This is a genomic window from Arthrobacter sp. 49Tsu3.1M3 (assembly GCF_900168135.1).
In the GTDB taxonomy this organism is placed as follows: Bacteria; Actinomycetota; Actinomycetes; order Actinomycetales; family Micrococcaceae; genus Arthrobacter.
In genome coordinates this window covers 1-24,324 of the sequence record NZ_FUZD01000025.1, presented here as the reverse complement: position 1 = coordinate 24,324, position 24,324 = coordinate 1, and the positions used below count along the sequence as shown (strand labels likewise).

The window sequence follows — 24,324 nt, the reverse complement described above, 5'->3', positions numbered from 1 at the left end:
GCTCCTGTCTAGTCCCCCAGGAGCAACCGCTGGGAACGCGGGGCCAGCGTGTGTTCAAGCACCAGGCAGGCCGCACCGACGGCGCCGACGTCCTCGCCTACCCCCGTGCCCACGACTTCGATCCCATGGATCCTCCGGGTGGCACTGTTCGCCTCAACCAGTCCGGGGACCAGCTCGAGGTAAGCCGCTGAGAGGCAGGTCCAGAACGGGCCGCCGAACACTACCCGGTCCACGTCCAGGGCGTTGGTGACCACCGACACCGCACGGGCCACGAGCACTGCGGAGCCTCGAATGATTTCCTTGGCCTGGTCGTTGCCGGCTTCGGCGACCGCGCACAACTCGGCGAACCGTTCCTGGACTGCCGGTGCGCTCCTGTCGTGGAGTGAACCATTCAATATTCCGGCCGCCTCAGCCTGCGCCACGAGGACCTGCGGAATGGCGGAGGACTTCACGCAGCCGTGCTGCCCGCAGTCGCAGAGGGCACCGCCCGGATCGACGACGATGTGCCCGATTTCCCCGGCGTTGCCGGAGGTCCCGCGGACGACTTCGTCGTTGAGCACGATCCCGCAGCCGATCCCGGTCCCCATATACATGAAGACAAAGCTGCCCTCGCCGCTGGGGCCCCCGGCCCAGGTTTCGGCCACGGCTGCGCTGGTGACGTCCTTGTCCATGAGTGTCGACAGGCCCGTGGCTTCCGCGAGGGCATCCCGCAGCCCCACGTGGTCCCAGCCCGGCAGCAGCGGCGGGTCCACAACGGCGCCCTCGTTGAGGTCGATGGGGCCCGGCGACGCAACCCCGAGCCCGGCGATCCGGTCCGGGTCCACCCCGGAGTCCAGGATGAGCCTCTTGATTTCGCCCGCGATGGTGTCAATGACGGCCCTGGGGTCGGTGCCGGGCGGGGTGGTGATCCGTGAGTGCCGGACGACGGCGCCGAGCAGGTCCAGCACGACGAACGTGAGGACGGCCGGGTCCAGGTGGACACCCACGGCATACATCCCCGCGGGATTCAGCCTGAGCATGGTCCTGGGCTTGCCCGGGCCGGTTCCTTCCTTGCCTGCCTCGACGATCAGGTGCTGGTCCAGCAGGCGGCGGGAAATGTTGGAGATGGTCTGCGGCGAGAGTCCGACAATCTGGGCGAGTTCCACCCGGCTCAGCCCGCCCGGCGTGCGGCGGATGGCGTCGAGGATGACCGTGAGGTTGAAGTCGCCCATCTTCGGTAGGTTGGTCCCTCGCCTCGGCGAGGGTTGCCGGAACTCGGTCACTGATACCTCTAAACGTTTTGGCCACGCACAGCAGTTGTCAGAATCGTACGTTACGTGCAGGCGTGCGCCCACACTTGCGCTTTACCGACACAAAGTTTCTTGCGTCAAGGCCGCCGGGTGCTGGCCGTGACGGTGAACTTTGGATTCCTCCCGGCCTCGCGTGTGGGACCGATCAGCCGTTCCAGGACCGGCCTGTAGTGCAGGTGGCTGTTGAACACGGTCCAAAGCTCCCCGCCCGGGGCAAGCACCCTGCCGGCCGCTTCGATCAGCTTGATCCCCGCGCCGGCGTGGACCGCCGCTTCCAGGTGGAAGGGCGGGTTGAGCAGCACCAGGTCGGCGCTGGCGTCCGGGAGGGAGCCCATGGCGTCGTCCTGGAGCACCTCGATCCGGCCGTCCAGGCCGTTGGCCCGGGAGGTGGCCAGAGCTGAGTCGACGGCGGCGGCGGACCGGTCGGTCGCGGTGACGCGGGCACCGGGGTTGGCGCGGGCGTACATCGCGGCCAGGATTCCGGTGCCGCAGCCAAGGTCGACGGCATGGGTGGCGTGCGGCATCCGGGGCAGGAAATCCAGCAGGAACCTGGTCCCGATGTCCAGCCCGGTGCCGGCAAAGACGGCGCCCCGGGCGCAGACCGTGAGGCCCAGTTCGTCGTTGACCTCAGTGACCGGGAAGGGCGCCGCGGCCGGGACCGGCCTGGGGCTCCGGGCCAGCAGGAGCCGCGATTTCTGCCGCGCCAGCTGGGGCTGGACATCCTCGAAATAGCGCGCCAGCACGGCGTTCATGCCCAGGCTCATGTGTTTGACGCGTCCGCCCGCGACCAGCACCACCTCGGGCGCCGCGTAGCGGGCCACGGCGTCGGCGATTTCCTCAAGTTCCGCCAGCGACCGCGGCAACTGCAGCAACACCAGGGAGGCTCCCTCCAGCAGTTCCGCGCCCAACGGGAGGTGCTCGAAGCCGCCGTCGATGCCCAGGGCCTCGGCGTTCGCCCGCAGTGCCCGTTCACCGGTGATGAGGTCCTGCTGGACCCGCACGGCTTCCGCTCCGAGGGTCAGTGCGCCGAGGGTCAGGGCACCGTACCGGTCCCCCACCACCGCGAGCCGCCCGTCGGGCCGCAGCAGGCCGGCCGCGGGCATCTCAAAGGCACGCATCTCAAGGGCAGTGTCGAGCAGGAGCCTGTCCGTGGCGTCCCAGGCCTGCAGGTTGTCGGCCTCGACGTCCGGGAATCTTCCCAGCCGGGCAAAGAGGGATTCGAAGCTGTTGTCCGCCACGCGCGTTGTGCCGCCGTTTCTTCTCAGGGTGGGAATTTAGCTGGGTGTTTGGAACTTCGGCACTGCACTTCAACGGGGGGTCACTTACGGTCCGTCCTGCACTCCGGGATGGGCCGTATGTGACCCCGCGTTGCTTTTAGTTATACCGGACCGGGCCAGCAGGGTGACGATTCCGGCAACGGCGGCCCGGCCGGCCCGGTTGGCGCCGATTGTGGACGAGGAAGGCCCGTAGCCGACGAGGTGGACCCGCGGCTCGGCCGCGACCTGGGTGCCGTCCATCGCGATGCCGCCGCCGGGTCCGCGCAGGTGCAGCGGTGCGAGGTGTTCGAGTTCGGCCCGGAACCCCGTGGCCCACAGGATGATCCCGGCGGCCAGGAAGCTGCCGTCAGCCATCCGGACCCCGTCGGGTTCGATCGCGGTGAACATGGGGTGCCGGTCCAGGACGCCGCGCGCGGCGGCGGCGCGCAGGGCCGGGGTCCAGATCAGGCCCGTCACGGAGACGACACTCTGCGGCGGCAGACCCTGGCGCACCCGCTCCTCGACCAGGGCGACGGCGTCGTGGCCGGCCTGCCGGTCGAACGCGGCCTCGCGCCAGACCGGTACCCGGCGCGTGAACCATGTGGTGGTGGTGACCTTGGAGATCTCATCGAGCAGCCCGACGGCCGAGATCCCGCCGCCGACCACAATGACGTGCTGCCCGCGGAATTCGTCGGCGGATACGTAGTCGGCGACGTGCAGCTGCCGGCCGCGGAAGCTGGCCTTGCCCGGATAGATGGGCCAGAACGGCCGGGTCCAGGTGCCGGTTGCGTTGATGAGGGCGCGGGCTGAGAACCGGCCGCGGGAGGTTGCGATGCTCAGCCGCCCGGCGGGGTCATCGTCCTCGCGGCTTACCGACTGCACTTTGACCGGCCGCTCAATCGCGAGGCCGAGGTCGTGCTCGTACCCGCCAAAATAGCGGGTGAGGAAACTGGAGCTGGCCTCGGCGGGGTCCACATCGGGCTGTGGGATTCCCGGGAGGTCGCTGATGCCGTTCACCGTGGCCATGAGCAGGCTCTTCCAGCGGTGCCGCCAGGCTCCGCCGGGCCCGTCCTCGGCGTCGAGCACGATGTACGTCCCGGCCGGAGCCGGGCCGTCAGCGGCGGCCGGGGCCGGGCCGGCACCGTCAGGGCCGGCAGTGTCAGCGGCGGCCGGGACGAAGCCGCGGCGCTGAAGGTGGTAGGCCGCCGACAGGCCCGCCTGGCCGGCGCCGACCACGACGACGTCGGCCGCCCGCACCGTCTCTGCGGTCACGGTCGCGTGCCCGGTCAGATCTTCTTGACGACGCTGGACTTGAGCTGCATGGGGCCCACGCCGTCCACCTTGCAGTCAATGTCGTGATCGCCAACACCGTTAACCAGACGGATGCCGCGGACCTTGGCGCCCACCTTGATGACCGTGGAGCTGCCTTTGATTTTCAGGTCCTTGACCACGGTGACGGTGTCGCCGTCGGCGAGGACGTTGCCAACGGCATCCTTAATAACGGTGTCCGCGGCCGCAGGAGCATCGGCGTCGGCCTCTGTGTCAGTCTCCGCGGATGCTGACCATTCATGCGCGCACTCCGGGCAGACCAGGAGCGCCCCCATTTCGTAGGTGTATTCGCTGGAACATTCGGGGCACGGGGGCAGGGAGTCGTTCACCCGACCAAGTTTAGTCGCCGCCTGTGCCGCCCGAGTTCCCACCCCTGTGCCCGCCCGAATCCCCACCCCTGTGCCGGCCCGAATTCCCGCCGCGGACGGATCGCCCTAGAACGGGTTCAGGAGCCGGTCCACGAACTGCCGCGTGCGTTCCTCCCGCGGGTCCCGCAGTACGGTGTCGGGGTGACCGCGTTCGACCACCACGCCGCCGTCCATGAAGATGACCTCGTCGGCCACCTGACGGGCGAATGCGAGCTCGTGGGTGACCACCACCATGGTCCAACCCTCGTCCGCGAGTTCCTTGATGACGGCCAGGACCTCGCCCACGAGCTCGGGGTCCAGCGCGGAGGTGGGCTCGTCGAAGAGCAGCAGCTGCGGGCGCAGGGCGAGGGCACGCACAATGCCGACGCGCTGCTGCTGGCCGCCGGAGAGTTCGAACGGGTAGCTGTCCTCCTTGCCGGTCAGGCCGACGCGGGCCAACAGGTCCCGGGCCTCCTGGATCGCGTCCGCCTTGGGCCGCTTCTGCACCTGGACCGGGCCCTCGATCACGTTCTCCAGGACGGTCTTGTGCGGGAAGAGGTTGTAGTGCTGGAACACCATGGCGCTGCGGTCCCGCAACGCGAGCACCTGCTTCTTCGCCACCGGTGTGGCAAAGTCCACGGTCAGCTGCCCCGCGAATTCGGCGACGCCGGCGTCGGGCACCTCGAGGCCGTTCAGGCAGCGCAGGACCGTCGTTTTCCCGGATCCGGACGGCCCGATCAACGTGACCACTTCGCCGCGGCGGACTTCAAGGTCGATGGATTTGAGCACTTCGTGCTGGCCGAACGCCTTGCGCAGGCCCGTGACGGTCAGGAGCGGCTCGTCCGGGACAGGAACATCGGAGGGTTGCGGTTCAGTGGGCGACATAGCGGTCCAATCTCTTCTCCAGGGCGGACTGTCCGCTGGCGAGAACGAGGCAGATAATCCAGTAGATCACGGCCGCCTCCAGATACAGCAGCATGAATTCCTGGCTGAAGGCCGCCACCTGCTGCGCTACGCGGAACAGTTCGGTGACGAGGATCAGCGACGCCAGTGAGGTGTCCTTGACCAGGCTGATGAAGGTGTTCGACAGCGGCGGAACCGAGACCCGGGCGGCCTGCGGCAGGATGATCCGCACGAGCGTCTGCCGGCGCGACATTCCGATGGTGTGGCCGGCCTCCCACTGGCCCTTGGGGACGGACAGGATGGCCGCCCGGATGACCTCCGCCGCATAGCCGCCGACGTTCAGGGAGAACGCGATGATGGCGCTGGGCCAGGGGCTGATGGTGATGCCGACGGAAGGGAGCCCGTAGAAAATGACGAACAGCTGGACCAAAAGCGGGGTTCCGCGGATGACGGAGATGTAGGTCCGCGCCACTGCCGAAACCACGCGGTTGCGGCTCAGCCGCATGAGGGCCACCACCAGTGCCAGCAGCAGGCCCAGGCTGAATGAGGCCAGTGCCAAGGGAATGGTGCCGAAGATCGCACCCGTCAGGAGCGGACCCAGCGATGACCACACGAGTTCCCAGTTGATGCTCATGCCCGGACGCGGTGTTTCTCTGCGGCTGGCACAGGGTTACTTCGAGACGTCGGCGTCGAAGTACTTCTGGGAGATCTTCGTCAGCGTGCCGTCGGCCGCCAGTTCGCCGAGGGCCTTGTTGATGGCCTCGGTCAGGCTGGTCGATCCCTTGCGCAGGGTGAAGGCGCTCAGCGATTTGTCAGTGGTCTCGGCCGCAATCTTGATGTCGGCGTCGTGGTTGGTCTTCTGCGAGTCCAGGTAGGTCAGCTTGTCGTTGATGGTTGCATCGACCCGGCCCTGCTTGAGCAGCGTGATCGCCTGCGCCCAGCCCTCGACGGCCTCGACGTTCGCGCCGCTCTGCTGCGCCAGCTTGTACCAGTTGCTGGTCAGGGACTGGGCCGTGGTCTTGCCCTTGAGGTCCTCGAAGGAGTGGATGCTGTCGTTGTCCGACTTGGTGACGACGACGCCGGTGCTCACCGTGTAGGGGGTGGAGAAATCGTACTTCGCCTTGCGCTCGTCCGTGATGGAGATCTGGTTGGCGACGACGTCGAACCGCTTGGCGTCGAGGCCGGCGAAGATGGCGTCGAATTGCGTCTCCTGGAAGGCGGGCTTGACGCCCAGCTTCTCTGCGACGGCGCTGATGATCTCCACGTCGTAGCCCGTCAGTTCACCGCTGCCGTTGGCGTGGAACGTGAACGGCTTGTAGGTGCCTTCCGTGCCGACCTTGAGCACGCCTGCGCTCTTGACGTCGCTGAGGGAAGTGTCCGCACCGGCCGCCGGCGCCGAGCTGGCCGGGGTGGTGGACGCCGACCCGCAACCTGCCAGGGCGAGTCCTGCAGCAGCGATGAGGCCGATAACGGAAAGTCGTGTGCGCTTCATGATGTTCCTTAGTCGTGGAGCCGGAAATGGCCTTCCAGCTAAGCCGCATGGCGGCTGTCTCCTAGCGACGATAGCAAGGTCCAGCTCAGGGTGGAGAGCCTAAATGACAGTTTATGACGTCCGCTCATGAGACGGTCTTGACGGATGCGGCTTTCGAAGTCCGGCACGGCTGCGGAGGGTACGAAAAAGGGAACCACCGCCTAGCGGTGATTCCCTTTCTGGTGGAGCTGAGGGGACTCGAACCCCTGACCCCCTGCATGCCATGCAGGTGCGCTACCAGCTGCGCCACAGCCCCTCATTTGCCTGGAAGTTTCGTCCTCCCTGAAGCAACCTGAATAGCCTAAACCACAAATCGCGTTCGCGCTAATCGGCGCGCTGCCGCATGGAACAGGCGCGGAACAAGGCGCTGGACAGGGCACAAAAAAATCCGCCGGAATCTTTCGATTCCGGCGGATTATCCGGTGGAGCTGAGGGGACTCGAACCCCTGACCCCCTGCATGCCATGCAGGTGCGCTACCAGCTGCGCCACAGCCCCGAATTTTCGCTGCTCCGAGCATGTCTGCTGACGTGCGGTGTTCCGGCTTTTGTCCGGATTTCTCCGAAGCAACTCAAATATCTTAGACCAGCCCTTCGGAAAATTCCAAATCGGGCATATTCGGCCCGGTTCAGCGTCCGAGGGTGGCCCGAGCGCGGGCGGCTACTCCGTGTCGGTGCCGGCGGTGGCCTTGGCGGAGGCGTCATCGCCGAGCTGCAGATCGACGACGGGGCAGTCCTTCCACAGGCGCTCGAGGGCGTAGAACACGCGGTCTTCCTCGTGCTGGACGTGGATGACGACGTTGGAGTAGTCCAGCAGCACCCAGCGACCGCCGGAGCGGCCCTCGCGGCGGACGGGCTTCTGGTCGAACTTGGAGAGCTCGTCCTCGATGCCGTCCACGATTGCGTTGACCTGGCGTTCGCTCGGGGCGGAAGCGATCAGGAAGACGTCGGCCAGGGCCAGCCGCTCGCTGACGTCCAGGGCCACGATGTCCTCGGCAAGCTTCTCCGAGGCAGCGCGGGCTGCGTGGCGGGCGGTAGTGATGGATGAATCGGTTGCAGTCACGGGACTCCTTGTAGTGATGAAAAATTATGGTGATGAAAATGTGGCGCCAGTGGCGGCCTCAGACCTAGTGGGCCAGCCCGGTGATGATCAGCGTGATGCCGGCAATGAGGGCAACGATCCCCACCGCCAGGACGCCGAGCTGGAGCATGCGCAGGCGGCGCGCCCGGCCGAGCCCGGCGGTGGCGGCATCCAGGGGTTCGAGCCCGTAGGCGGCATTCGCGGCCACGGGTTCCCCGCCGACGAGTCTTTCCTCGGACTCCCCCACCGAATTCGCCGCGTTCGCCGGCCGTGCCGTGCCGGCTTTGGCGGCTGCTTCCGCACGGGCCAGGACGCCGGCCCTGCCAGCGGCAGAACCCGTAGCAGGACCTGCGGCCTTCTGGCGGGAGATACCCGGCCGCCGCAGGCCGGGTTTCCGTGGCGAGTCCACGCGCGGACCCGGGTTGGTGACAACGGGGACGTACGACGTGGCAGGGCGCTTCATGACGGGCCGCTCCACGCCGGGAACCTTCTCGAATTCCAGGGGTGTGACCATGGCCAGGTTGTTGGCCGTGGTCGGATCGTTTCGGGGCGCCGCCGGCTGGCTGTTTTGTTCGGCAAGCTTCTGCTTGGCGGCGGCGCGGCGGTTCAGGATCGCGGCACGCTCGGCGAGGGCGATCTGCTCGGCCAGGACGGCCGGATCAACGGCCTCCGGATCCGTGGCCGCAATGTGTTCCATCTTGGCCACTTGGTTCTTGGCCTGCTCCGCGAGGAGTTCGCGGGCGGCCAGCGCCTGCTCCACGGTCATGCCTTCGGGCGTCGCCCCGCCCGGTCCGGCGCCGTCGGCAGCGGGATCCTTGGACGCAGCGGGATCCTTGGACGCCGGGTGAGCCGCATCCTTGGAGGCGGCATCCTTGGAAGCGGCGTCCTTGGAGGCGGCGTCCTTCCCGGCCGGGGAGACCACCGGGCTGGCACGGGTCCGCGGCGATACCGGGACAATGGTGTTGGCCTGGGTGGCCGGGGCAGTTTCGGTCGCCAGCTCCAAAAGCCTCAACTGGCGTCGCGTGGGCGGCCCTCCGCCGGCCAGCTGGCCTTCCTTCTCTGCGAGTTCCTTGATGGTGCGCAGCGCGGCGCGGTCACGTGCCCGGACCTGGGAAGACCGCTCCGTGCCGGCAGGCGCAGAGTCAGCACGCACAGAGTCCACCGGGACGTCGGCAACGCGACGGCTCCGGCCGGTGATTTCGGCCTCCGTCGGCTCGCCCGGGCCCGGAGTGTCCAGACGTTCATCTCTGGCCTGCCGCAATTCGCGGCGGCTGCGGATGGGAGGCTGTTCCTGACTCATGGCAAACTCATTCAGTGCTGGCTGGTTGGGTTATCTCAAAGGCTGGATCGTGCTGTGCGGGGGCAGTCCCTGCCGCGCCGTTTCCCGTGTTGGCGGTCCCGGCGTGACCGGCCTCAAGGCGATCGGCGTCGGGGCTGGCGTGGTACAGGCCGTACTTGGCGATGTACTGGACCACCCCGTCGGGCACGAGGTACCAGACCGGGTTGCCTTCTGCCACCCTCGTGCGGCAATCCGTGGAGGAAATGGCCATGGCCGGGACCTCCAGGAGGCTGACGTCTTTGCGGCCCATGCCATCCAGGACGTGGCCCGGCCGGGTTACGCCCACAAAGTGCGCGAGGGACCAGAGTTCATCGATGTCTTTCCACGACAAGATCTGTGCCAGGGCGTCCGCGCCGGTGATGAAGAACAGGTCGGCGTCCGGACGCAGGGTCCGGAGGTCACGTAGGGTGTCGATCGTGTAGGTCGGTCCCGGACGGTCCACGTCCACCCGGCTTACGGTGAAGCGCGGGTTCGAGGCCGTGGCGATGACTGTCATGAGATACCGGTGCTCGGCTTCGCTGACCTTCTTGGCCATCTTCTGCCAGGGCTGGCCGGTGGGCACAAAAACGACTTCGTCGAGGTCGAACTTGGCCGCGACCTCACTGGCCGCGACAAGGTGTCCGTGGTGGATGGGGTCGAACGTGCCGCCCATCACACCCAGACGCAGGCGGCGCTGGGCGCCGCGCTGCTTCGTGGGGGCGGAAATATTAGTGACCTTGGCCGTGATCGTGCTTGTTCGGGTGCTGGCGGTGCGGGTCCGCGTGCTCCTCGACAGCCACGTGGCGCCGGCCCAGGTTGGAGTAGGACAGGGTGATCAGCAGCAGGACCACCAGGATCGCGAACATGGTGCCGCCAATGACAAACGGCGGTGCAATGAGCGGTGCGAGTTCCTCGTGGCCCGATTCGCCGGCGGCGGCGACGAAAGTGGCGATCTGCTGCGACAGCATGTTCTCCCCTAGTGAGTTCAAATTTTGACGACGGCGGAGGTGTCCGCCGTTCCGGTCTTCCGTTCCATGTTACAGCGTTGCTAGCCCCGGATCTGGCCCTCGCCCTGCACGATCCATTTGGTCGTGGTCAGTTCGGTCAGTCCCATGGGGCCGCGGGCATGGAGTTTTTGCGTGGAAATGCCCACTTCGGCGCCGAGGCCGAGCTCGCCGCCGTCGGTGAAGCGGGTGGAGGCGTTCACGATCACGGCGGCCGAATCGACGTCGGCGATGAAGCGCTCGGCGTTGGCGAGGTCGTTGGTCAGGATCGCTTCGGTGTGGCCGGTGGACCACTTCCGGATGTGCCTGACGGCCTCGTCCAGGCTGTCCACCATGGCCACCGCCAGGTCCAGGTTCATGTATTCGGTGGCCCAGTCCTCTTCCGTGGCCGGCACGGACTGGACCGAGGCCGGCAGGGCGGCGCGGATGCGCTGGTCCACGTGCAGGGTGACCCCGGCAGCCCGCAACGCGGCGGCGACCGCGGGAAGGACGGTGGACTTGGAGTGCACCAGGAGCGTTTCGACGGTGTTGCAGACGCTGGGCCGCTGGGTCTTGGCGTTGAGGAGGATCTCCACGGCCATTTCCTCGCTGGCGGAAGCGTCCAGGAAGATATGGACGTTGCCTTCACCGGTCTCGATGACCGGCACGGAGGAGTTCGTCACCACGGTCTGGATCAGCTCGCGCCCGCCGCGGGGAATGAGCACGTCCACCCGGCCGCGCGCCCGCATGAGCGCGTTGGCGCCGTCGCGGCCGTACTGGTCCACGGTCTGGACGGCGTCGGCGGGCAGGCCCACCGATTCCAGCGCATCCCGGAGGATGGTGATCAGGGCGGCGTTGGTGGCGGCGGCGGCGGATCCGCCGCGCAGGATGACGGCGTTGCCGCTCTTGAGGGCCAGTCCGGCGATGTCGACCGTGACGTTCGGGCGGGCCTCATAGATCGCGGCCACCACGCCCATGGGTACGTTGATCTGGCGCAGGCGCAGCCCGTTGGGGAGGGTTTGGCCCCTCACGACGTTTCCGACAGGATCGGGCAGGGTGGCCAGGTTTTCCAGTGCGGCGGCGAGGGCCGTGATGCGTGAGTCGGTCAGCGTCAGGCGGTCCAGCAGGGCGGCGCTGGTGCCGGCGGCCCGGCCGGCGGCGACGTCCTTGGCGTTGGCGGCCATGATCTGGTGCTTGTGTTCCACCAGCGCCTTGCCGATGGCGCGCAGGCCCCGGTCCTTCCAGGCCCGGTTGGCACGCGCCATCTTGTGGGCAGCGTTACGTGAGCGGTCTGCGATCGCGTGGACGGCTGCTTCGGTCTCTGCTGCCGTGCCAGGGGCGGCGGCCGGATCCGGCGCCGCGGCGAACCCTTGGGCGGGCGCGGCGCTACGGGCGGAAACGGTGCCGGCAGGCACATCAGTCACGGCAGCGGAAGTCAGGGCCTCAGTCATGCTTCCAGTTTAGGCGTCGGGGGAACCTAGACCAGCACCAGGTCGTCAACATGAACAACTTCGCGGTCATATCCGCGGCCCAGTGCCTTGCCGAGCTCATGGGTGGAGCGGCCCAGCATTTGGGGCAGCTCGGCGGCCGAGTAGTTGACCAGCCCGCGGGCAATCACGGTGTTGTCTACGGACACCATCTCCACGGCGTCGCCGGCCTCGAAGTCGCCCTTGACCGCGGCGATTCCGGCCGGCAGCAGCGAGGTGCGGCGGTCGCGGACGGCCTTGACCGCCCCGTCGTCGAGCACCAGGGTGCCGCGCACGGATGCCAGGTGGGCCAGCCACAGGAGCCGGATGGGCTTGCGCGCGCCGTTGACGGAGAACCACGTGCCCACGTCCTCGCCGGCCAGCGCGGCGGCCGCATTGGCGGTGGATGTTACGAGGGCGTGGATGCCCGACCCCGCCGCGATGCTGGCGGCTTCGACTTTGGTGACCATGCCGCCCGTGCCCACGCCGGCCTTGCCGGTGCTGCCGATCGAGACGCCGTCGAGGTCGTGGGGGCCGGAGACGTGCGGAATTCGCTTGGCGCCGTGCGACGGCGGACCGTCGTACAGGGAGTCGACGTCGGACAGCAGCACGAGCGCGTCGGCGCGGACCAGGTGCGCCACCAGGGCAGCGAGGCGGTCGTTGTCGCCAAAGCGGATCTCGTGTGTGGCTACGGTGTCGTTTTCGTTGACCACCGGGACAACGCCGAGGTTCAGCAGCCGGTCCAGTGCGCGGAACGCGTTGGTGTGCTGGCTGCGGCGCATGAAGTCATCCGCGGTCAACAGCACCTGGCTGACGGTAACTCCGTGCGCGCCGAAGGCGTGGGTGTAGCGGGCCATCAGCAGGCCCTGGCCCACACTGGCCGCGGCCTGCTGGGTGGCGAGGTCGCGGGGGCGCTTCTCGAGGCCGAGCGGGGCGAGGCCGGCGGCGATCGCGCCGGAGGACACCAGGATGATCTCCGCGCCCGCGTTTCGCTTGTGCGCCAGGGCGTCGGCGAGCCCGGTCAGGGCCTCTTCGGAGATCCCGCCCTTGATGGAGGTCAGCGAGGACGAGCCGACCTTGACGACGATCCGGCGGGCCCCGGACAGCGCGGAGCGGTCCGGGGCGTTGATGGTCTGGGCCTTGAGCGGCTGGGACCGGTGCTCGACGACGGTCTTACTCGTCATCGGCTTCGCCCAGTCCACTCTCCTTGAGCGGCTGCCGCGCGCGGCGGCTGCTGACGGATTCGGTCCAGATGCCGGCCTTGCGTTCGGCTTCGAGCTCGGCGCGGGCGGCGGCCTTGGCGTCGCGGCGTTCCTGCTGTTCGTCGCGCTTCTGGCCACGCGTCGGGCGGTCGCCGATGTCGGCGAAGCGAACGTCGGTGCCGCGGGGTGAGGCGAGCAGCTCGGCACCGGCCATCATGGTCGGCTCCCAGTCGAAGACGACGCCGTCGTCCTCGCCGATGACCACCATGTCGCCCGGCTTGGCGCCTTGCTTGAACAGTTCATTTTCGACGCCGAGCTTGGCCAGGCGGTCGGCGAGGTAGCCGATGGCTTCCTCGTTGGTGAAGTCGGTCTGCTTGACCCAGCGCACGGGCTTGTCGCCGAGGACGCGGAAGAGCGGCTCGAGGTTCTTTTCCTCGCGGCGGATCGTGAAGCCGGTCTCGTTGACGGCGCGGGGGCGGAGCACGGGGGCGTGTACCTTCGGCGGGGTCGCGGCGACGGCGTCGCGGGCGGCCTTGACGATTTCGGCCATGGCGAAGCCGAGCTGGCGGAGACCTTCGTGGCTCGTCGCAGAGATTTCGAAGACCTTGTAGCCCCGGGATTCGAGCTCCGGGCGGACGAACTCGGCCATGTCCTTACCGTCGGGCAGGTCGACCTTGTTCAGGGCCACCAGGCGGGGGCGGTGGTTCAGCGGAACGACTTCGCCGTCGGACCCGCTGTAGCTCATGTCCACGGCGTACTTCTCCAGCTCGGCCTCGATGATGGCGAGGTCGGAGAGCGGATCGCGGTCCGATTCGAGGGTGCCGCAGTCCAGCACGTGCACCAGGGCGGCGCACCGCTCGACGTGGCGCAGGAAGTGGTGGCCCAGTCCCTTGCCCTCGCTGGCGCCCTCGATCAGGCCGGGGACGTCGGCAATGGTGAAGCGGACCTCACCGGCCTGGACGACGCCGAGGTTGGGGATGAGGGTGGTGAAGGGATAGTCCGCGATCTTCGGCCGGGCGGCGGACATGGCGGCGATCAGGCTGGACTTGCCGGCGGAGGGGAAGCCGACGAGGGCGATGTCCGCGATGGACTTCAGTTCCAGGACAACGTCGCTGGATTCGCCTTCGATGCCGAGCAGCGCGAAGCCGGGCGCGCGGCGCTTCTGGGAGGACAGGGAGGCGTTGCCGAGGCCGCCGATGCCGCCGGCGGCGGCGATGTATTCGTCGCCTTCGGCCACGAGGTCGGCGATGACTTCGCCGGACTTGGACTTCACCACGGTGCCGACCGGCACCGGAAGAATCAGGGTTTCGCCGTTTTTGCCGCCGCGCCAGTCGCCCATGCCGGGGCCGCCGTTGGTGGCGTGCCGGTGGGGCGCGTGGTGGTAGTCGAGCAGGGTGGTGGTCTGGGGGTCCACGCGCAGGATGACGTCGCCGCCGTTGCCGCCGTTGCCGCCGTCGGGACCGCCGAGGGGCTTGAACTTCTCGCGGTGGACGGAGACACAGCCGTGGCCGCCGGTACCGCCGGATACGTGCAGTACTACCCGGTCTACAAAGCTCGCCACGTGGATCTCCTCAGTGCTGTTCCCCGGACCCCCAAAGAGGCCCAAGATGATTGTAATGCGGTTAAAACACCGGTGGAGCGGACCTAATGGCCCGCCCCACCGATTTAGAACTTATTGTTACTCTGCAGCTGCAGCAGCCACGATGTTCACAACGCGGCGACCACGGCGGGTGCCGAACTCGACAGCACCGGGGGTCAGGGCGAACAGGGTGTCGTCCCCGCCGCGGCCTACGCCGGCGCCCGGGTGGAAGTGGGTGCCGCGCTGGCGGACGATGATCTCGCCTGCGGAAACTACCTGGCCACCGAAGCGCTTGACGCCGAGGTACTGGGCGTTGGAGTCACGACCGTTGCGAGTGGAACTCGCGCCTTTTTTATGTGCCATTTGAAATGCCTGCCTTCAAAAATTCTGGGGAATCTGCTGGAACCTGAACAGTAACGAAGAGTTACTTGATACCGGTGATCTTGACCTTGGTCAGTTCCTGACGGTGGCCCTGACGCTTCTTGTAACCGGTCTTGTTCTTGAACTTCTGGATGACGATCTTCGGACCACGGAGGTCTTCGAGGATCTCAGCCGTAACCGTTACCTTGGCCAGGTCCGCAGCAGCAGACGTGACTTTGTCACCGTCCACCAGGAGCAGTGCGGGCAACTCAAAGGTGCTGCCGGCTCCACCGGGGACGCGGTTCAGGGTAACGAAGTCTCCAACGGAAACCTTCTCTTGGCGGCCGCCTGCGCGGACAATCGCGTACACCACTGGGGAACTCACTTCTCTCGACGTTTATTACTAGATTTGCGTGCGGAACCAGGGGCCAAATTGTTTGGACCGGCTCACGCTGTGCCTCAACGCCGGTGGATTCCCCGGGGGAACCCATGAGCTATCCCCGGAACAAATCCATTTGGAATTCCAAGCGGACTGTTCTCAGGGTCATAACCCAAGTGTTGGCGTAAGCACCGAAGATCTAGAATACGCTAATTTTGCCTTCGGCCGCAAATGAGGCTGGTTCCGGCGGGTAGTCCGTGATAGGCGCCACAACGTCTTGATGCAAAGACCCTGCCAATGTTCTTGGCCGGGATCTTGACCATCTTGAGCTGTGCTGCCGCAACGACTTCCGGAACCGTGCCCCACCATCGTACCGGTAGTCCGGACCGGCTCGTGTCAGGCGTACAGCCGCGGCGCGTCGAAGAAGTCCACTTCGTAGCGCGATGACTGCCGGAAAGCCAGGGCCATTGCCTCCCGCTCGCTCTCCGATGCCCGCCTGGCCGCCGTGTCCGTGTACGCGATGGCCTGCCGGGTCGCGGCGGCGAAGGCCTCGTCGGCGTAGGTCCGCAGCCAGCTGGCGTAGGGGTGCTCCCCGGGGGCGCCGCCGGCCAGGAACTCCCGGTGCAGCGTGGAACCGACCTCGGCGTAGAGCCAGAAGCAGGGCAGCGCCGCCGCCACCAGGACGCCATAGCTACCGGAGACCGAGGCGGCCAGCAGGTGGTCCACGTACGCTTTCGTGACCGGGCCCAGGGTGGAGGCCGTGGGGCGGGTGCTGAGCCAGGAACGGTGCAGCTCGGATTCGACTTCCAGGCAGGTCTGCGCCGAACGGGCCCAGAACAGCTGCTCGGCCTCGGTGGGGGCAATCGCCGCGGCCCGGGCCAGGACCCGGGAGTAGCCGTTGAGGTAGATGGCGTCCTGGGCGAGGTAGTACGCGAACTCGTGCTCGGGCAAGGTGCCGTCAGCGAGTCCGCGGACGAAGTCCAGGGCGTAAATCGCCTCAAGATCGCCCGTGGCTCCTGCGCGCAGGGCTGCGGCGAACTCCCCCGCCGCCGGACCGTGCCCGGCCGGGCGGCGCTGGCCGCCTTTGAGGCCCTGCCCGCCGTGGAGGTGGTGGAAGTGGTGGACCGGGCCGTTGCCGGTGCCGACGTCCAGGGCCGAGGCTTCGCGGAGCGCGCCCAGCAGCCACGGCTTGACTTCCCGCAGCGCCGCTTCCCAGTTCCCCACCCGGGCCTGCACGGTGGCCATGGCCGAGGACAGGGAGCAGCCGGTGCCGTGACTGTTGCGCGTCGCGATCCGCTCCCCCGGCACCACCACCGTTTCCTGGCCGAGCAGGCCGCCGGTGTTGACCAGCGCATCCGGGCAGCCGGCGCCGGCGTCGTTGGTGTCGTTGGCGGGGCCGTTGCCGTCGGCGTCGTGGGCCTGCCCGTCCCCGGGCTCGCCGCCCTGGAGGTGTCCGCCCTTAACCAGGACGGTCGTGCCGGTCAGGGCGGCCAGCCGCTTGCCTTGCGCCAGGGCCTCGGACCAGTCGGCCGCGACGGGTTCCTTGAGCAGGATGGCGAGTTCGGCGAGGTTGGGCGTGATGAGGTCCGCCAGCGGCAGGAGGGCCTGCAGGGCGGCCTCGGCGGATTCCTGCAGCAGACGGTCACCGCTGGTGGCGACCATCACCGGGTCCAGGACCACGACGGCGGGGCGCACCTTTTCCAGCCAGCTGCGGACGGCGTCGATCACGGCGGCGTCACCGAGCATGCCGATCTTGACGGCGTCGATGCCGATGTCGTCGCTGATGGCGTCCAGCTGCGCTGTGAGGAACGCCGCCGGGGGAACGTGGACGGCGCGCACGCCCTGGGTGTTCTGCGCTGTCAGGGCGGTGATGGCGGCCATGCCGTAGCCGCCGTTGGCCGCGATGCTCTTCAGGTCGGCCTGGATTCCGGCCCCGCCGGAGGGATCGGAGCCGGCGATGGCCAGCACGCGGGGAATGCGCGGCGGCGCCGGCAGAGACTCGCTGTGCAGAAACTCGCTGGGCAGGAACTCGGACGGATTCGATCTCGCGGACAAGGCAGACATCCCTTCGCCGGTGCTAACCGGACAGGTTCAACGGGTCTGGATCTCAGCCGGCCCGATGCCCGGCACCCCGTGTCAGTGTTCCAGCCTAGCCGCTGCCACCATGCGGACCCGTTAACGCACGGGCGGGCCCGGGCCTGGGCGGACGTATGTTACGTCTGCCCGGACCCGGACCCGCAGCCCGACCAGTCGAAATAGCGACTGGTCGGGGACGTGGTCAGTCGCGGAGGACTACAGCTCCGACGCCGGCACGCCGACCCCGAGGATGATCGGCTCGTTGCCGGCCGGGATGGACGCGGGCTTGGCCGCAGCGGGAGCCTTGGCCTCGTGGACCGATCCGGCCGCGGCCGGCCGGGTTGCCTCGCGGTGCTCCACGGAGGTTTCGTTGGCAGCGCCCTGGGCGCGGCTGGCACTCCGGTTGCGGCGCCCGCGGCGGCCGCGCGTGGTGTCAGCCGTGCGTGACGCCGGCGCCTCGGCCGCGCGGACGGCCGACGGCGCCTCGGGCGCCGTCGCCTCCGGGGCGGCAACAGGCGCCGCCTGGCCGGCGGCCTGATCCTCGGCCTGCTTGCCGGCTTCGGCTTCGCCCAGGTTGGCGAAGGCCTCGGTCAGCAGGTCCAGGGTCAGGGCCGGTGACGGCGCGTCCTCCGCGTGCTCGACGAAGGGCAGCGCCACCTGCTCGCCGCCAAACGTCAGCACCGTTGCGGGGCGGCCGGCTGCCTCGTCGGCGGCCGCGAGCTGCGTGACGGCGTCGACGGCGGCCTGGCGGGCCCCGGCGTCGCTGGCTGCGGCTGCCTCCCCGTCGTGCAGGTGCGCGGCGTGCGCCGCGGCTGCGATGTTGGCCAGCGCGGCACGGGTGGCCTCGGCCTTGGCGTGGCGTTCGGCCTCAGTGGGTTCGGCGTGGACGGGTGCGGGTGCGGCCGGCGCGGTCTCCACGCCCTGGCCTCCCCTGCCGCGGCGACGGCTCTTGCGTTCCGGGCGGGCAGCAGGCTGCGCCTCGGTGCGCGGCACATAGTGCTCCGCGGCGACCGTGTTGGCGCGGCGGTGCTCCACCGGCTCGTCGTGGGTGACGATGCCGCGGCCCGCACACGTTTCGCACTGTTCGCCGAAGACTTCCAGCAGCCCGGTGCCCATCCGCTTGCGGGTCATCTGTACGAGGCCCAGCGAGGTCACCTCGGCCACCTGGTGCTTGGTCCGGTCCCGGCCCAGGCACTCCACCATGCGGCGCAGCACGAGGTCGCGGTTGGATTCGAGCACCATGTCGATGAAGTCGATCACGATGATGCCGCCAATATCGCGCAGGCGCAGCTGCCGGACGACTTCTTCGGCCGCTTCCAGGTTGTTCTTGGTGACGGTTTCCTCGAGGTTGCCGCCGGAGCCGGTGAATTTGCCGGTGTTGACGTCCACCACGGTCATGGCTTCGGTGCGGTCGATCACGAGCGAACCACCCGAGGGCAGGAAGACCTTCCGGTCCAGGGCCTTGTGGATCTGCTCGTCGATGCGCCAGGCCGCGAAGATGTCCGTGTCCTTGGTCCACTTCTCGAGCCGGCCCACGAGGTCAGGTGCGACGTAGGTGACGTAGGCCTCGATGGTGTCCCAGGCTTCCTCGCCGGAGACGATCAGCTTGGAGAAGTCCTCGTTGAAGACGTCCCGGACCACCTTGATGGTCAGGTCAGGTTCGCCGTAGAGCAGCTCGGGGGCCAGGATCTTGGTGGACGTCGACTGGCTCTCGATGCCTTCCCACTGCGCGCGGAGGCGGTTGATGTCGTGGGTCAGCTCTTCCTCGGAAGCCCCCTCGGCCGCGGTGCGGACAATGACGCCCGCGTCCTCGGGCAGGCGGTCCTTGAGGATCCGCTTGAGGCGGTTGCGTTCGACGTCGGGCAGCTTGCGGGAGATGCCGGTCATGGAACCGCCGGGCACATACACGAGGTACCGGCCGGGCAGCGAGATCTGGCTGGTGAGGCGGGCGCCCTTGTGGCCGACCGGGTCCTTGGTGACCTGGACCAGCACGGAGTCGCCGGACTTCAGCGCGTTTTCGATCCGGCGCTGCTTGCCCTCGAGGTTGACGGACTCCCAGTTCACTTCACCGGCGTAGAGCACGGCGTTGCGGCCGCGGCCGATGTCCACGAAAGCGGCCTCCATGGAGGGCAGCACGTTCTGGACCTTGCCCAGGTAAACGTTGCCGATCAGTGAGTCCTGCTGGGTCTTGGACACGAAGTGCTCAGCCAGGACGCCGTCTTCAAGGACACCGATCTGGATTCTGTCGTCGCGCTGGCGGACGATCATCTGGCGGTCCACGGACTCGCGGCGGGCCAGGAACTCGGCCTCGGTGATGACGGTGCGGCGGCGGCCGGTGTCGCGGGATTCGCGGCGGCGCTGCTTCTTGGCTTCCAGGCGGGTGGAGCCCTTGACAGAAGTGACGCGGTTGTTCACCGGCGCCTCGGCCATCGCACGCGGCGCACGGACGCGGGTCACCGTGTTAGGCGGATCGTCGCCTTCCCCGCCGGTCAGCTCCAGGTCCTGGTCACCGCGGCGACGGCGGCGGCGGCGGCGGGAAGTCACACCGTCTTCGAGGATTACCTCGGAGCCTTCATCGCCCTCTTCTTCAGTGCCTTCCGAGTCGGTGTCGGACTCGGCAGAGGTGCGGGTGCGGCCGCGCCGGCCGCGGCTGCGGCGCCGACGGCGGTTGCCGGCATCCTCGTCCTCGTCGCCTTCTTCGTCCTCGGGCTCAGCTGCTGCCGCGGCAACGGGGGCCTGACGCACCACGGTGCTCAGGTCCGGGGCCTGGAAGATGACGGAAGTGAGGGCGCCCGGTTCCATGAACAGCGACGCGGCCGGGCTTTCCTCGGGCCGGGCTTCCGGCTCTTCGGGCTGGGCTGCGGCGGGCTGGACTGCCGCGGCTTCCGCAGCGGGTGCTTCCGCAGCGGCGGTTTCTTCGGCCGGGAGTACTGCAGCGGGTGCTTCTTCGGCCTTCGGGGCGGCCTTGGCACGGCTGGCGCGGCGGCGGACCGGCTTCTCTGCAACCGTCTCGGCGGCGGCAGCTGCGTCAGTGCCAGCTGCCGCGGGTGCCTCAGCCGCGTCAGGTGCCCCGGCTTCGGCGTCGCCGGCGAAGGCAGGCAACGGTTCCGGGGCTGCTACAGCTTTCCGGGTCCGGGTGCGCCGCGCGGGCGCCTTGGCCGCAGTCTCGGCGGCAGGAGCTTCGGGTTCAGCAGGCTCAGCTACGGCAGCTTCGACGTTGACTGCCTTACGGCGGCCCCGGACGGGCTCATCTGAGCCGGCCGCGTCGGCCAGGGCCGCGGCTTCGGCCACAGCCTCGGCCGCCTCCGCGGCGTTGACCTTGGAGACGGGCGCCTTCCGGCGGGTCCGGACGGCCCTCTTCGGCGCTACCGGAGCCTCGGCTTCCGCAGTTCCCTGCGCTTCCCCGGCGACTACTAGTTCTTCGTTTCCGGCTACAACCTGGTCATTATCCATATGTGGCGACACTCCTGCCCCTGATGCGCCGCCACATTCGGCGCCCCTTGGGGGCAAATATGCGTCAACACCCGCAGGCATTGACAGAAGTCAATTGGATACCCTCAGGTTCGCACCGGCAGTGGGGTGCGGCAGCCCTGGAGGGCCGGCGAGATTGTTTTGGAACCCGTTGACCTACACGCCACAACCAGGTGCCGTCCAATGGCATTGCGGGACAGCTGGAATCAGAGGATCCGCAGCTCCCTGCTCATCATTGGCGGTCTTGAAACAAAATCGCCGGACCGGAATCCGGATGTGGATCGGGTTCCAGCCACGATCATTGTCTCACAGGAGCCGTGAAAGCAGGCGTAGGCGGTGCCGGAAGTGCAACGGGTCCGGCCGGGCGCGGCGGACGGGGCCGTTCTCCGGCACTGCTCAGCCTGCGGCGTTACAATCGGGGCAGGAAGCACCCGGTCAAGACGACTAAAAAAGGACTCAATTTCCATGCCCAGCATCTCCAGCACTGCCGGCGACGCGACCGTGCAGCAACCGGGTTCCCGCCCGGCCCCCGCGGCGCGGTCCCTTCCCACGATGACCCGCGACCGCCCGTTCGCGTGGCTCCTGCTGATCACCGGCGTCATCGGCTGGCTCGCATCCGGAGCCCTGGTGCTGGAGAAGCTGGAGGTCCTGAAGGACCCGAACCACGTCACGGTCTGCGACGTGAACCCGTGGATCTCCTGCGGCCAGGTCATGCAGACACCGCAGAGTTCCGTGTTCGGCTTCCCCAACATGTTTATCGGGATTGTCGCCTTCGCTGTGATCATCACCACGGCCATGGGTATCCTGGCCGGTGCCCGGTTTGCCCGGTGGTACTGGCTGGGGCTTCAGGCGGGCGTGACGCTGGGCTTCGCGTTCGTGGTCTGGCTCTGGTCCCAGGCCCTATACGCCATCCACATCCTTTGCCCGTTCTGCATGATCGTCTGGGCCGTGATGATCCCGCTGTTCGTCTGGGTGAGCGTGCGGAACATCTCCCACGGCGTGATTGCCCTGCCCGCCGGTCCCACCAAGGTGATCGGCGACTCCGGCTGGATCATTACTGCGCTGCTGTACGTCGCCGTCGTCGCGACGATCTTCTTCGCCTTCATCCAGGTTTTCATCGGAACCTCCGGCTACTAAACGCCCCAACCGCACCGAAGAGACAGTCAAGGCCAATGCTCGCGCCGGGCATTGGCCTTAACTGTCCCTTCGGTGAGAGGGTCCGGGCCCAGGTCGGGACTTATGGCACAACCCCGCGCGCGCAGGTTGCATAAGGCTGGAGGCAGGAAGACCGGAGGCTTCACCATGACTGTCCTTATCGCCTATGCAAGCGCCTTGGGGTCCACCCGGGAGATGGCCCAACATATGGCATACCGCATGGCGGGTGCACTGGGCGAGGTAGAGTGTCGGTCCGTGGAGGACGTCGAGGCCCTCTCCCGCTACGAGGCTGTCGTGGTCGGGAGCGCCGTCCACAACCAGGCCTGGCTGCCCCCGGCTCTGCTGTTCTTCAAACACCATGCCCGCGAGCTGGCCGGTCGGCCCGTCTGGGCCTTCAGTGTAGGGATGGCGGATGCGCTGCCTCAGCCCATTCGCCGGCGCGGCGCGGCACTGCAACAGAAACGTCTGGCAGAAGCCCTGATCAAAGAAGTTCCGCTTCGGGGCCACAAACTCTTCTCCGGCGTCTACCAGGCCGGCCAGATGCCGGCACCGCTCCGGGTGTTGTTCCGGCTTACCGGCGGCCGGTTTGGGGATTTGCGGGACTGGGCGGCAGTCGACGAATGGGCGGATCAGATTACGGCCCAGCTCGCTAAACCTGCTTCGTCCGCGTCTTCAGGCAGCATCACAGGCTAATGCCATCGAGACTGCACCGCCCGGCCGGGGCGCCCGGCGGGGTGGAGCGTGCACGGGAGGACCCATGACGGTTGTGAACATTCACGCCGAACGTGGGGACATGCCTGCCTACGCGGCGACACCGGCCGGTGCCGGTCCGTGGCCCGGCGTCCTCGTCATCCATGACGCACTCGGCCTGAGCCGTGACACCAGAGACCAGGCCGACTGGCTGGCCGGCGAGGGGTTCCTCGCCGTGGCGCCCGACCTGTTTTACTGGGGCCGCAGGTCGGCCTGCTTGTGGTCCCTCATCCGCGGCTGGTGGCCCCTCGGCGACCTGGACCTCACCCGCGCGTGGCTGGCCGCACGGGACGGCTGCACCGGCCGGATCGGCGTGATCGGCTTCTGTATGGGCGGCGGGTTCGCCCTCATGCTGGCCCCGGACCATGACTTCGCCGCGGCAAGCGTCAACTACGGCGGACTCGATGACGAAACTGCCCGCGCAATGCCCCGGGCCTGCCCCATCGTTGGCAGCTACGGCGCCAGGGACCGCTGGCCCGGAGTGCGCAAGGTCCCCGCGCGTCTGGAGCCGCTGCTCGCCGACGCCGGGATCGACCATGACATCAAGGTCTATCCCGACGCCGGTCACGGCTTCCTCAACAGGCATGGCCCGTCGGAGCTCACGTTCGGGGACAAGGTGCTCGCGAAGCTGGTTGCTGCCGGTTACCACGAGCCCTCCGCCGAGGACGCGCGCCTGCGCATCCTCGGCTTCTTCCGGGAACACCTGACCAATGAAGGGGAAGCGCGATGATGCACCCTGCACCGAGGGTAGCCCTGCTGGCAGCGGGCGCCGTGGCCGGTTTCGCTGCCGGCTACCTGGCACTCATGCGGCCACGCCTGCTTCGCTGGGGCGCGACCGTTGACGAAGTGCGGGGACCTTACCCGGGTGCGGGGTTGATTCCGGGCAGCACCCGGGGGGCGACCATGGCGGTGACCATCGATGCGCCCCCTTCCCACGTGTGGCCCTGGCTGGTGCAGATGGGAACGGATCGAGCGGGCTGGTACAGCTGGGACCGTCTCGACAACTTCGGGCGCCGCAGCGCAGAGAGCATCCATCCCGAGTGGCAGGAGATCGCCGCTGGTGACCGTCTGGCGGCGAAGCCCGACGGCAGCGAGTGGTGGGGGGTCGCGGCACTTGAACCCGAGCGGTTCCTGGGCCTGCGTATGTCGGTCGATCTCCGGGGGCGCCCATTCGACCCGGCACGAACCCGGCCGCGCTATTACACCGACTCGCTCTGGGGATTCGAGCTGCGGGAGTCCGCGGGTGAGCGCACCCGGCTGGTAGTCAGCGGGTACTGGTCGCTGCGGCCGCGATGGCTGCAACCGATCCTGAGCATCGCCGTGCTGGAGCCCTCGCACTGGGTCATGCAGACCCGTCAGTTCTCGAATCTTGTGCGCCTCGCCAGCCGCTGAGAGGTCCCAGCGGCCCGGAGCGGGCCAGGGGCCCCGCCCGCCCCAGGGGCTCTCCCCCGCGGGGTGCCAGCCAGCGAGGGAACAGTTAAGGACGGCACAGTTAAGGCCAATGTCCGGTACGAACATTGGCCTTAACTGTCCCCTCGCTGGGGGTGTCCCGGAATTTGGGCTAGATGTACTGCGCCGGGACGTTGTTGACATGTAGGGCTTGAAAACGAGGAGGACCTCCGGGCTAAGTGGAGCTGTCTAGTTCACACACTTTGCGCTCGGAGGTCCTCGTGTCCCACGTTAATGCCCGTCTAACAGTTCATGGAAGACTCCTGATCGTTGACCGTGTGGCCGCAGGCCGCCCGGTCGCCCATATCGCCGCGGAGCTGGGTGTGTCCCGGCAGACGGCGTACCGGTGGGTCAGACGTTTCCGGGCCGAGGGCGCGGCCGGTCTGCAGGACCGCTCAAGCCG

23 protein-coding genes, 2 tRNA genes and 1 riboswitch are annotated in these 24,324 nt (G+C 67.9%); of the genes, 5 read left to right on the top strand and 20 right to left on the bottom strand.

Features of this window, described 5'->3' with window-relative positions; genetic code table 11:
* Positions 1–8: 8 nt before the first annotated feature.
* From B5X90_RS18820 to B5X90_RS18725, 20 genes are all read right to left on the bottom strand, one after another.
* Positions 9–1,211: an ROK family transcriptional regulator gene (locus B5X90_RS18820; protein WP_079555443.1), complete on the bottom strand. Its 1,203-nt coding sequence runs from the start codon at positions 1,209–1,211 to the stop codon at positions 9–11.
* A 155-nt stretch (positions 1,212–1,366) separates the two neighbouring features.
* Positions 1,367–2,527, bottom strand: a complete 1,161-nt coding sequence (locus tag B5X90_RS18815) for a class I SAM-dependent methyltransferase (RefSeq protein WP_079555442.1) — start codon at positions 2,525–2,527, stop codon at positions 1,367–1,369.
* An 84-nt stretch (positions 2,528–2,611) separates the two neighbouring features.
* Positions 2,612–3,817 (bottom strand): NAD(P)-binding domain-containing protein, encoded by a 1,206-nt coding sequence (locus B5X90_RS18810; protein ID WP_079555441.1) that lies wholly within the window; start codon positions 3,815–3,817, stop codon positions 2,612–2,614.
* A gap of 14 nt (positions 3,818–3,831) precedes the next feature.
* Complete coding sequence (locus B5X90_RS18805; RefSeq protein ID WP_079555440.1) at positions 3,832–4,203, bottom strand: zinc ribbon domain-containing protein YjdM; 372 nt, start codon at positions 4,201–4,203, stop codon at positions 3,832–3,834.
* A gap of 105 nt (positions 4,204–4,308) precedes the next feature.
* Positions 4,309–5,106 carry an amino acid ABC transporter ATP-binding protein gene (locus tag B5X90_RS18800; RefSeq protein WP_079555439.1) on the bottom strand — a complete coding sequence of 266 codons (798 nt, stop codon included), beginning with the start codon at positions 5,104–5,106 and terminating at the stop codon, positions 4,309–4,311.
* A complete protein-coding gene (locus tag B5X90_RS18795) occupies positions 5,093–5,758 on the bottom strand; it encodes an amino acid ABC transporter permease (RefSeq protein WP_179129212.1) in 666 nt (221 codons plus the stop codon). The genes B5X90_RS18800 and B5X90_RS18795 overlap by 14 nt, the downstream gene beginning before the upstream one ends.
* Before the next feature lie 36 nt (positions 5,759–5,794).
* Positions 5,795–6,616: an amino acid ABC transporter substrate-binding protein gene (locus B5X90_RS18790; protein ID WP_079555438.1), complete on the bottom strand. Its 822-nt coding sequence runs from the start codon at positions 6,614–6,616 to the stop codon at positions 5,795–5,797.
* Positions 6,617–6,835: 219 nt separating this feature from the next.
* Positions 6,836–6,911 (bottom strand) — tRNA-Ala (locus tag B5X90_RS18785).
* Positions 6,912–7,078: 167 nt separating this feature from the next.
* Positions 7,079–7,151, bottom strand: a tRNA-Ala gene (locus tag B5X90_RS18780).
* Between the two features lie 162 nt (positions 7,152–7,313).
* Positions 7,314–7,715, bottom strand: coding sequence for a ribosome silencing factor (gene rsfS, locus B5X90_RS18775; RefSeq protein ID WP_018773346.1), 402 nt, complete (start codon positions 7,713–7,715; stop codon positions 7,314–7,316).
* A gap of 64 nt (positions 7,716–7,779) precedes the next feature.
* Positions 7,780–9,033, bottom strand: a complete 1,254-nt coding sequence (locus B5X90_RS18770) for a hypothetical protein (RefSeq protein ID WP_079555437.1) — start codon at positions 9,031–9,033, stop codon at positions 7,780–7,782.
* A gap of 7 nt (positions 9,034–9,040) precedes the next feature.
* Complete coding sequence (nadD, locus tag B5X90_RS18765; RefSeq protein WP_372702900.1) at positions 9,041–9,724, bottom strand: nicotinate-nucleotide adenylyltransferase; 684 nt, start codon at positions 9,722–9,724, stop codon at positions 9,041–9,043.
* Between the two features lie 55 nt (positions 9,725–9,779).
* A complete protein-coding gene (locus B5X90_RS18760) occupies positions 9,780–10,019 on the bottom strand; it encodes a hypothetical protein (protein WP_026537133.1) in 240 nt (79 codons plus the stop codon).
* Positions 10,020–10,099: 80 nt separating this feature from the next.
* Complete coding sequence (locus tag B5X90_RS18755) at positions 10,100–11,485, bottom strand: glutamate-5-semialdehyde dehydrogenase (RefSeq protein WP_079555435.1); 1,386 nt, start codon at positions 11,483–11,485, stop codon at positions 10,100–10,102.
* A gap of 26 nt (positions 11,486–11,511) precedes the next feature.
* Positions 11,512–12,684: a glutamate 5-kinase gene (proB, locus tag B5X90_RS18750; RefSeq protein WP_256860333.1), complete on the bottom strand. Its 1,173-nt coding sequence runs from the start codon at positions 12,682–12,684 to the stop codon at positions 11,512–11,514.
* Positions 12,674–14,263, bottom strand: a complete 1,590-nt coding sequence (obgE, locus tag B5X90_RS18745; protein ID WP_079555434.1) for a GTPase ObgE — start codon at positions 14,261–14,263, stop codon at positions 12,674–12,676. Before obgE ends, proB begins: the two co-directional genes overlap by 11 nt.
* A gap of 117 nt (positions 14,264–14,380) precedes the next feature.
* Positions 14,381–14,644, bottom strand: coding sequence for a 50S ribosomal protein L27 (gene rpmA / locus B5X90_RS18740; protein ID WP_009372867.1), 264 nt, complete (start codon positions 14,642–14,644; stop codon positions 14,381–14,383).
* A 61-nt stretch (positions 14,645–14,705) separates the two neighbouring features.
* Positions 14,706–15,014 (bottom strand): 50S ribosomal protein L21, encoded by a 309-nt coding sequence (rplU, locus tag B5X90_RS18735; protein ID WP_018773353.1) that lies wholly within the window; start codon positions 15,012–15,014, stop codon positions 14,706–14,708.
* 402 nt (positions 15,015–15,416) lie between these two features.
* A complete protein-coding gene (locus B5X90_RS18730) occupies positions 15,417–17,084 on the bottom strand; it encodes a bifunctional hydroxymethylpyrimidine kinase/phosphomethylpyrimidine kinase (RefSeq protein WP_256860332.1) in 1,668 nt (555 codons plus the stop codon).
* A riboswitch (TPP riboswitch) is annotated at positions 17,067–17,164 on the bottom strand. (Overlaps the previous gene by 18 nt.)
* 148 nt (positions 17,165–17,312) lie before the next feature.
* A complete protein-coding gene (locus B5X90_RS18725; protein ID WP_079555433.1) occupies positions 17,313–20,549 on the bottom strand; it encodes an Rne/Rng family ribonuclease in 3,237 nt (1,078 codons plus the stop codon).
* 483 nt (positions 20,550–21,032) lie between these two features.
* Between B5X90_RS18725 and B5X90_RS18720 the strand changes: the two genes are divergently transcribed.
* From B5X90_RS18720 to B5X90_RS18700, 5 genes are all read left to right on the top strand, one after another.
* Entirely contained in the window at positions 21,033–21,704 is a 672-nt protein-coding gene (locus tag B5X90_RS18720) for a vitamin K epoxide reductase family protein (protein ID WP_079555432.1), read from the top strand.
* 165 nt (positions 21,705–21,869) lie between these two features.
* Positions 21,870–22,415 (top strand): flavodoxin domain-containing protein, encoded by a 546-nt coding sequence (locus B5X90_RS18715; RefSeq protein ID WP_143264817.1) that lies wholly within the window; start codon positions 21,870–21,872, stop codon positions 22,413–22,415.
* A 64-nt stretch (positions 22,416–22,479) separates the two neighbouring features.
* Complete coding sequence (locus tag B5X90_RS18710) at positions 22,480–23,202, top strand: dienelactone hydrolase family protein (protein ID WP_179129210.1); 723 nt, start codon at positions 22,480–22,482, stop codon at positions 23,200–23,202.
* Positions 23,199–23,864: a hypothetical protein gene (locus B5X90_RS18705; protein ID WP_256860331.1), complete on the top strand. Its 666-nt coding sequence runs from the start codon at positions 23,199–23,201 to the stop codon at positions 23,862–23,864. Before B5X90_RS18710 ends, B5X90_RS18705 begins: the two co-directional genes overlap by 4 nt.
* Positions 23,865–24,142: 278 nt before the next feature.
* On the top strand, positions 24,143–24,324 hold a 182-nt coding region (locus B5X90_RS18700), incomplete at its 3' end, for a helix-turn-helix domain-containing protein (RefSeq protein WP_143264802.1).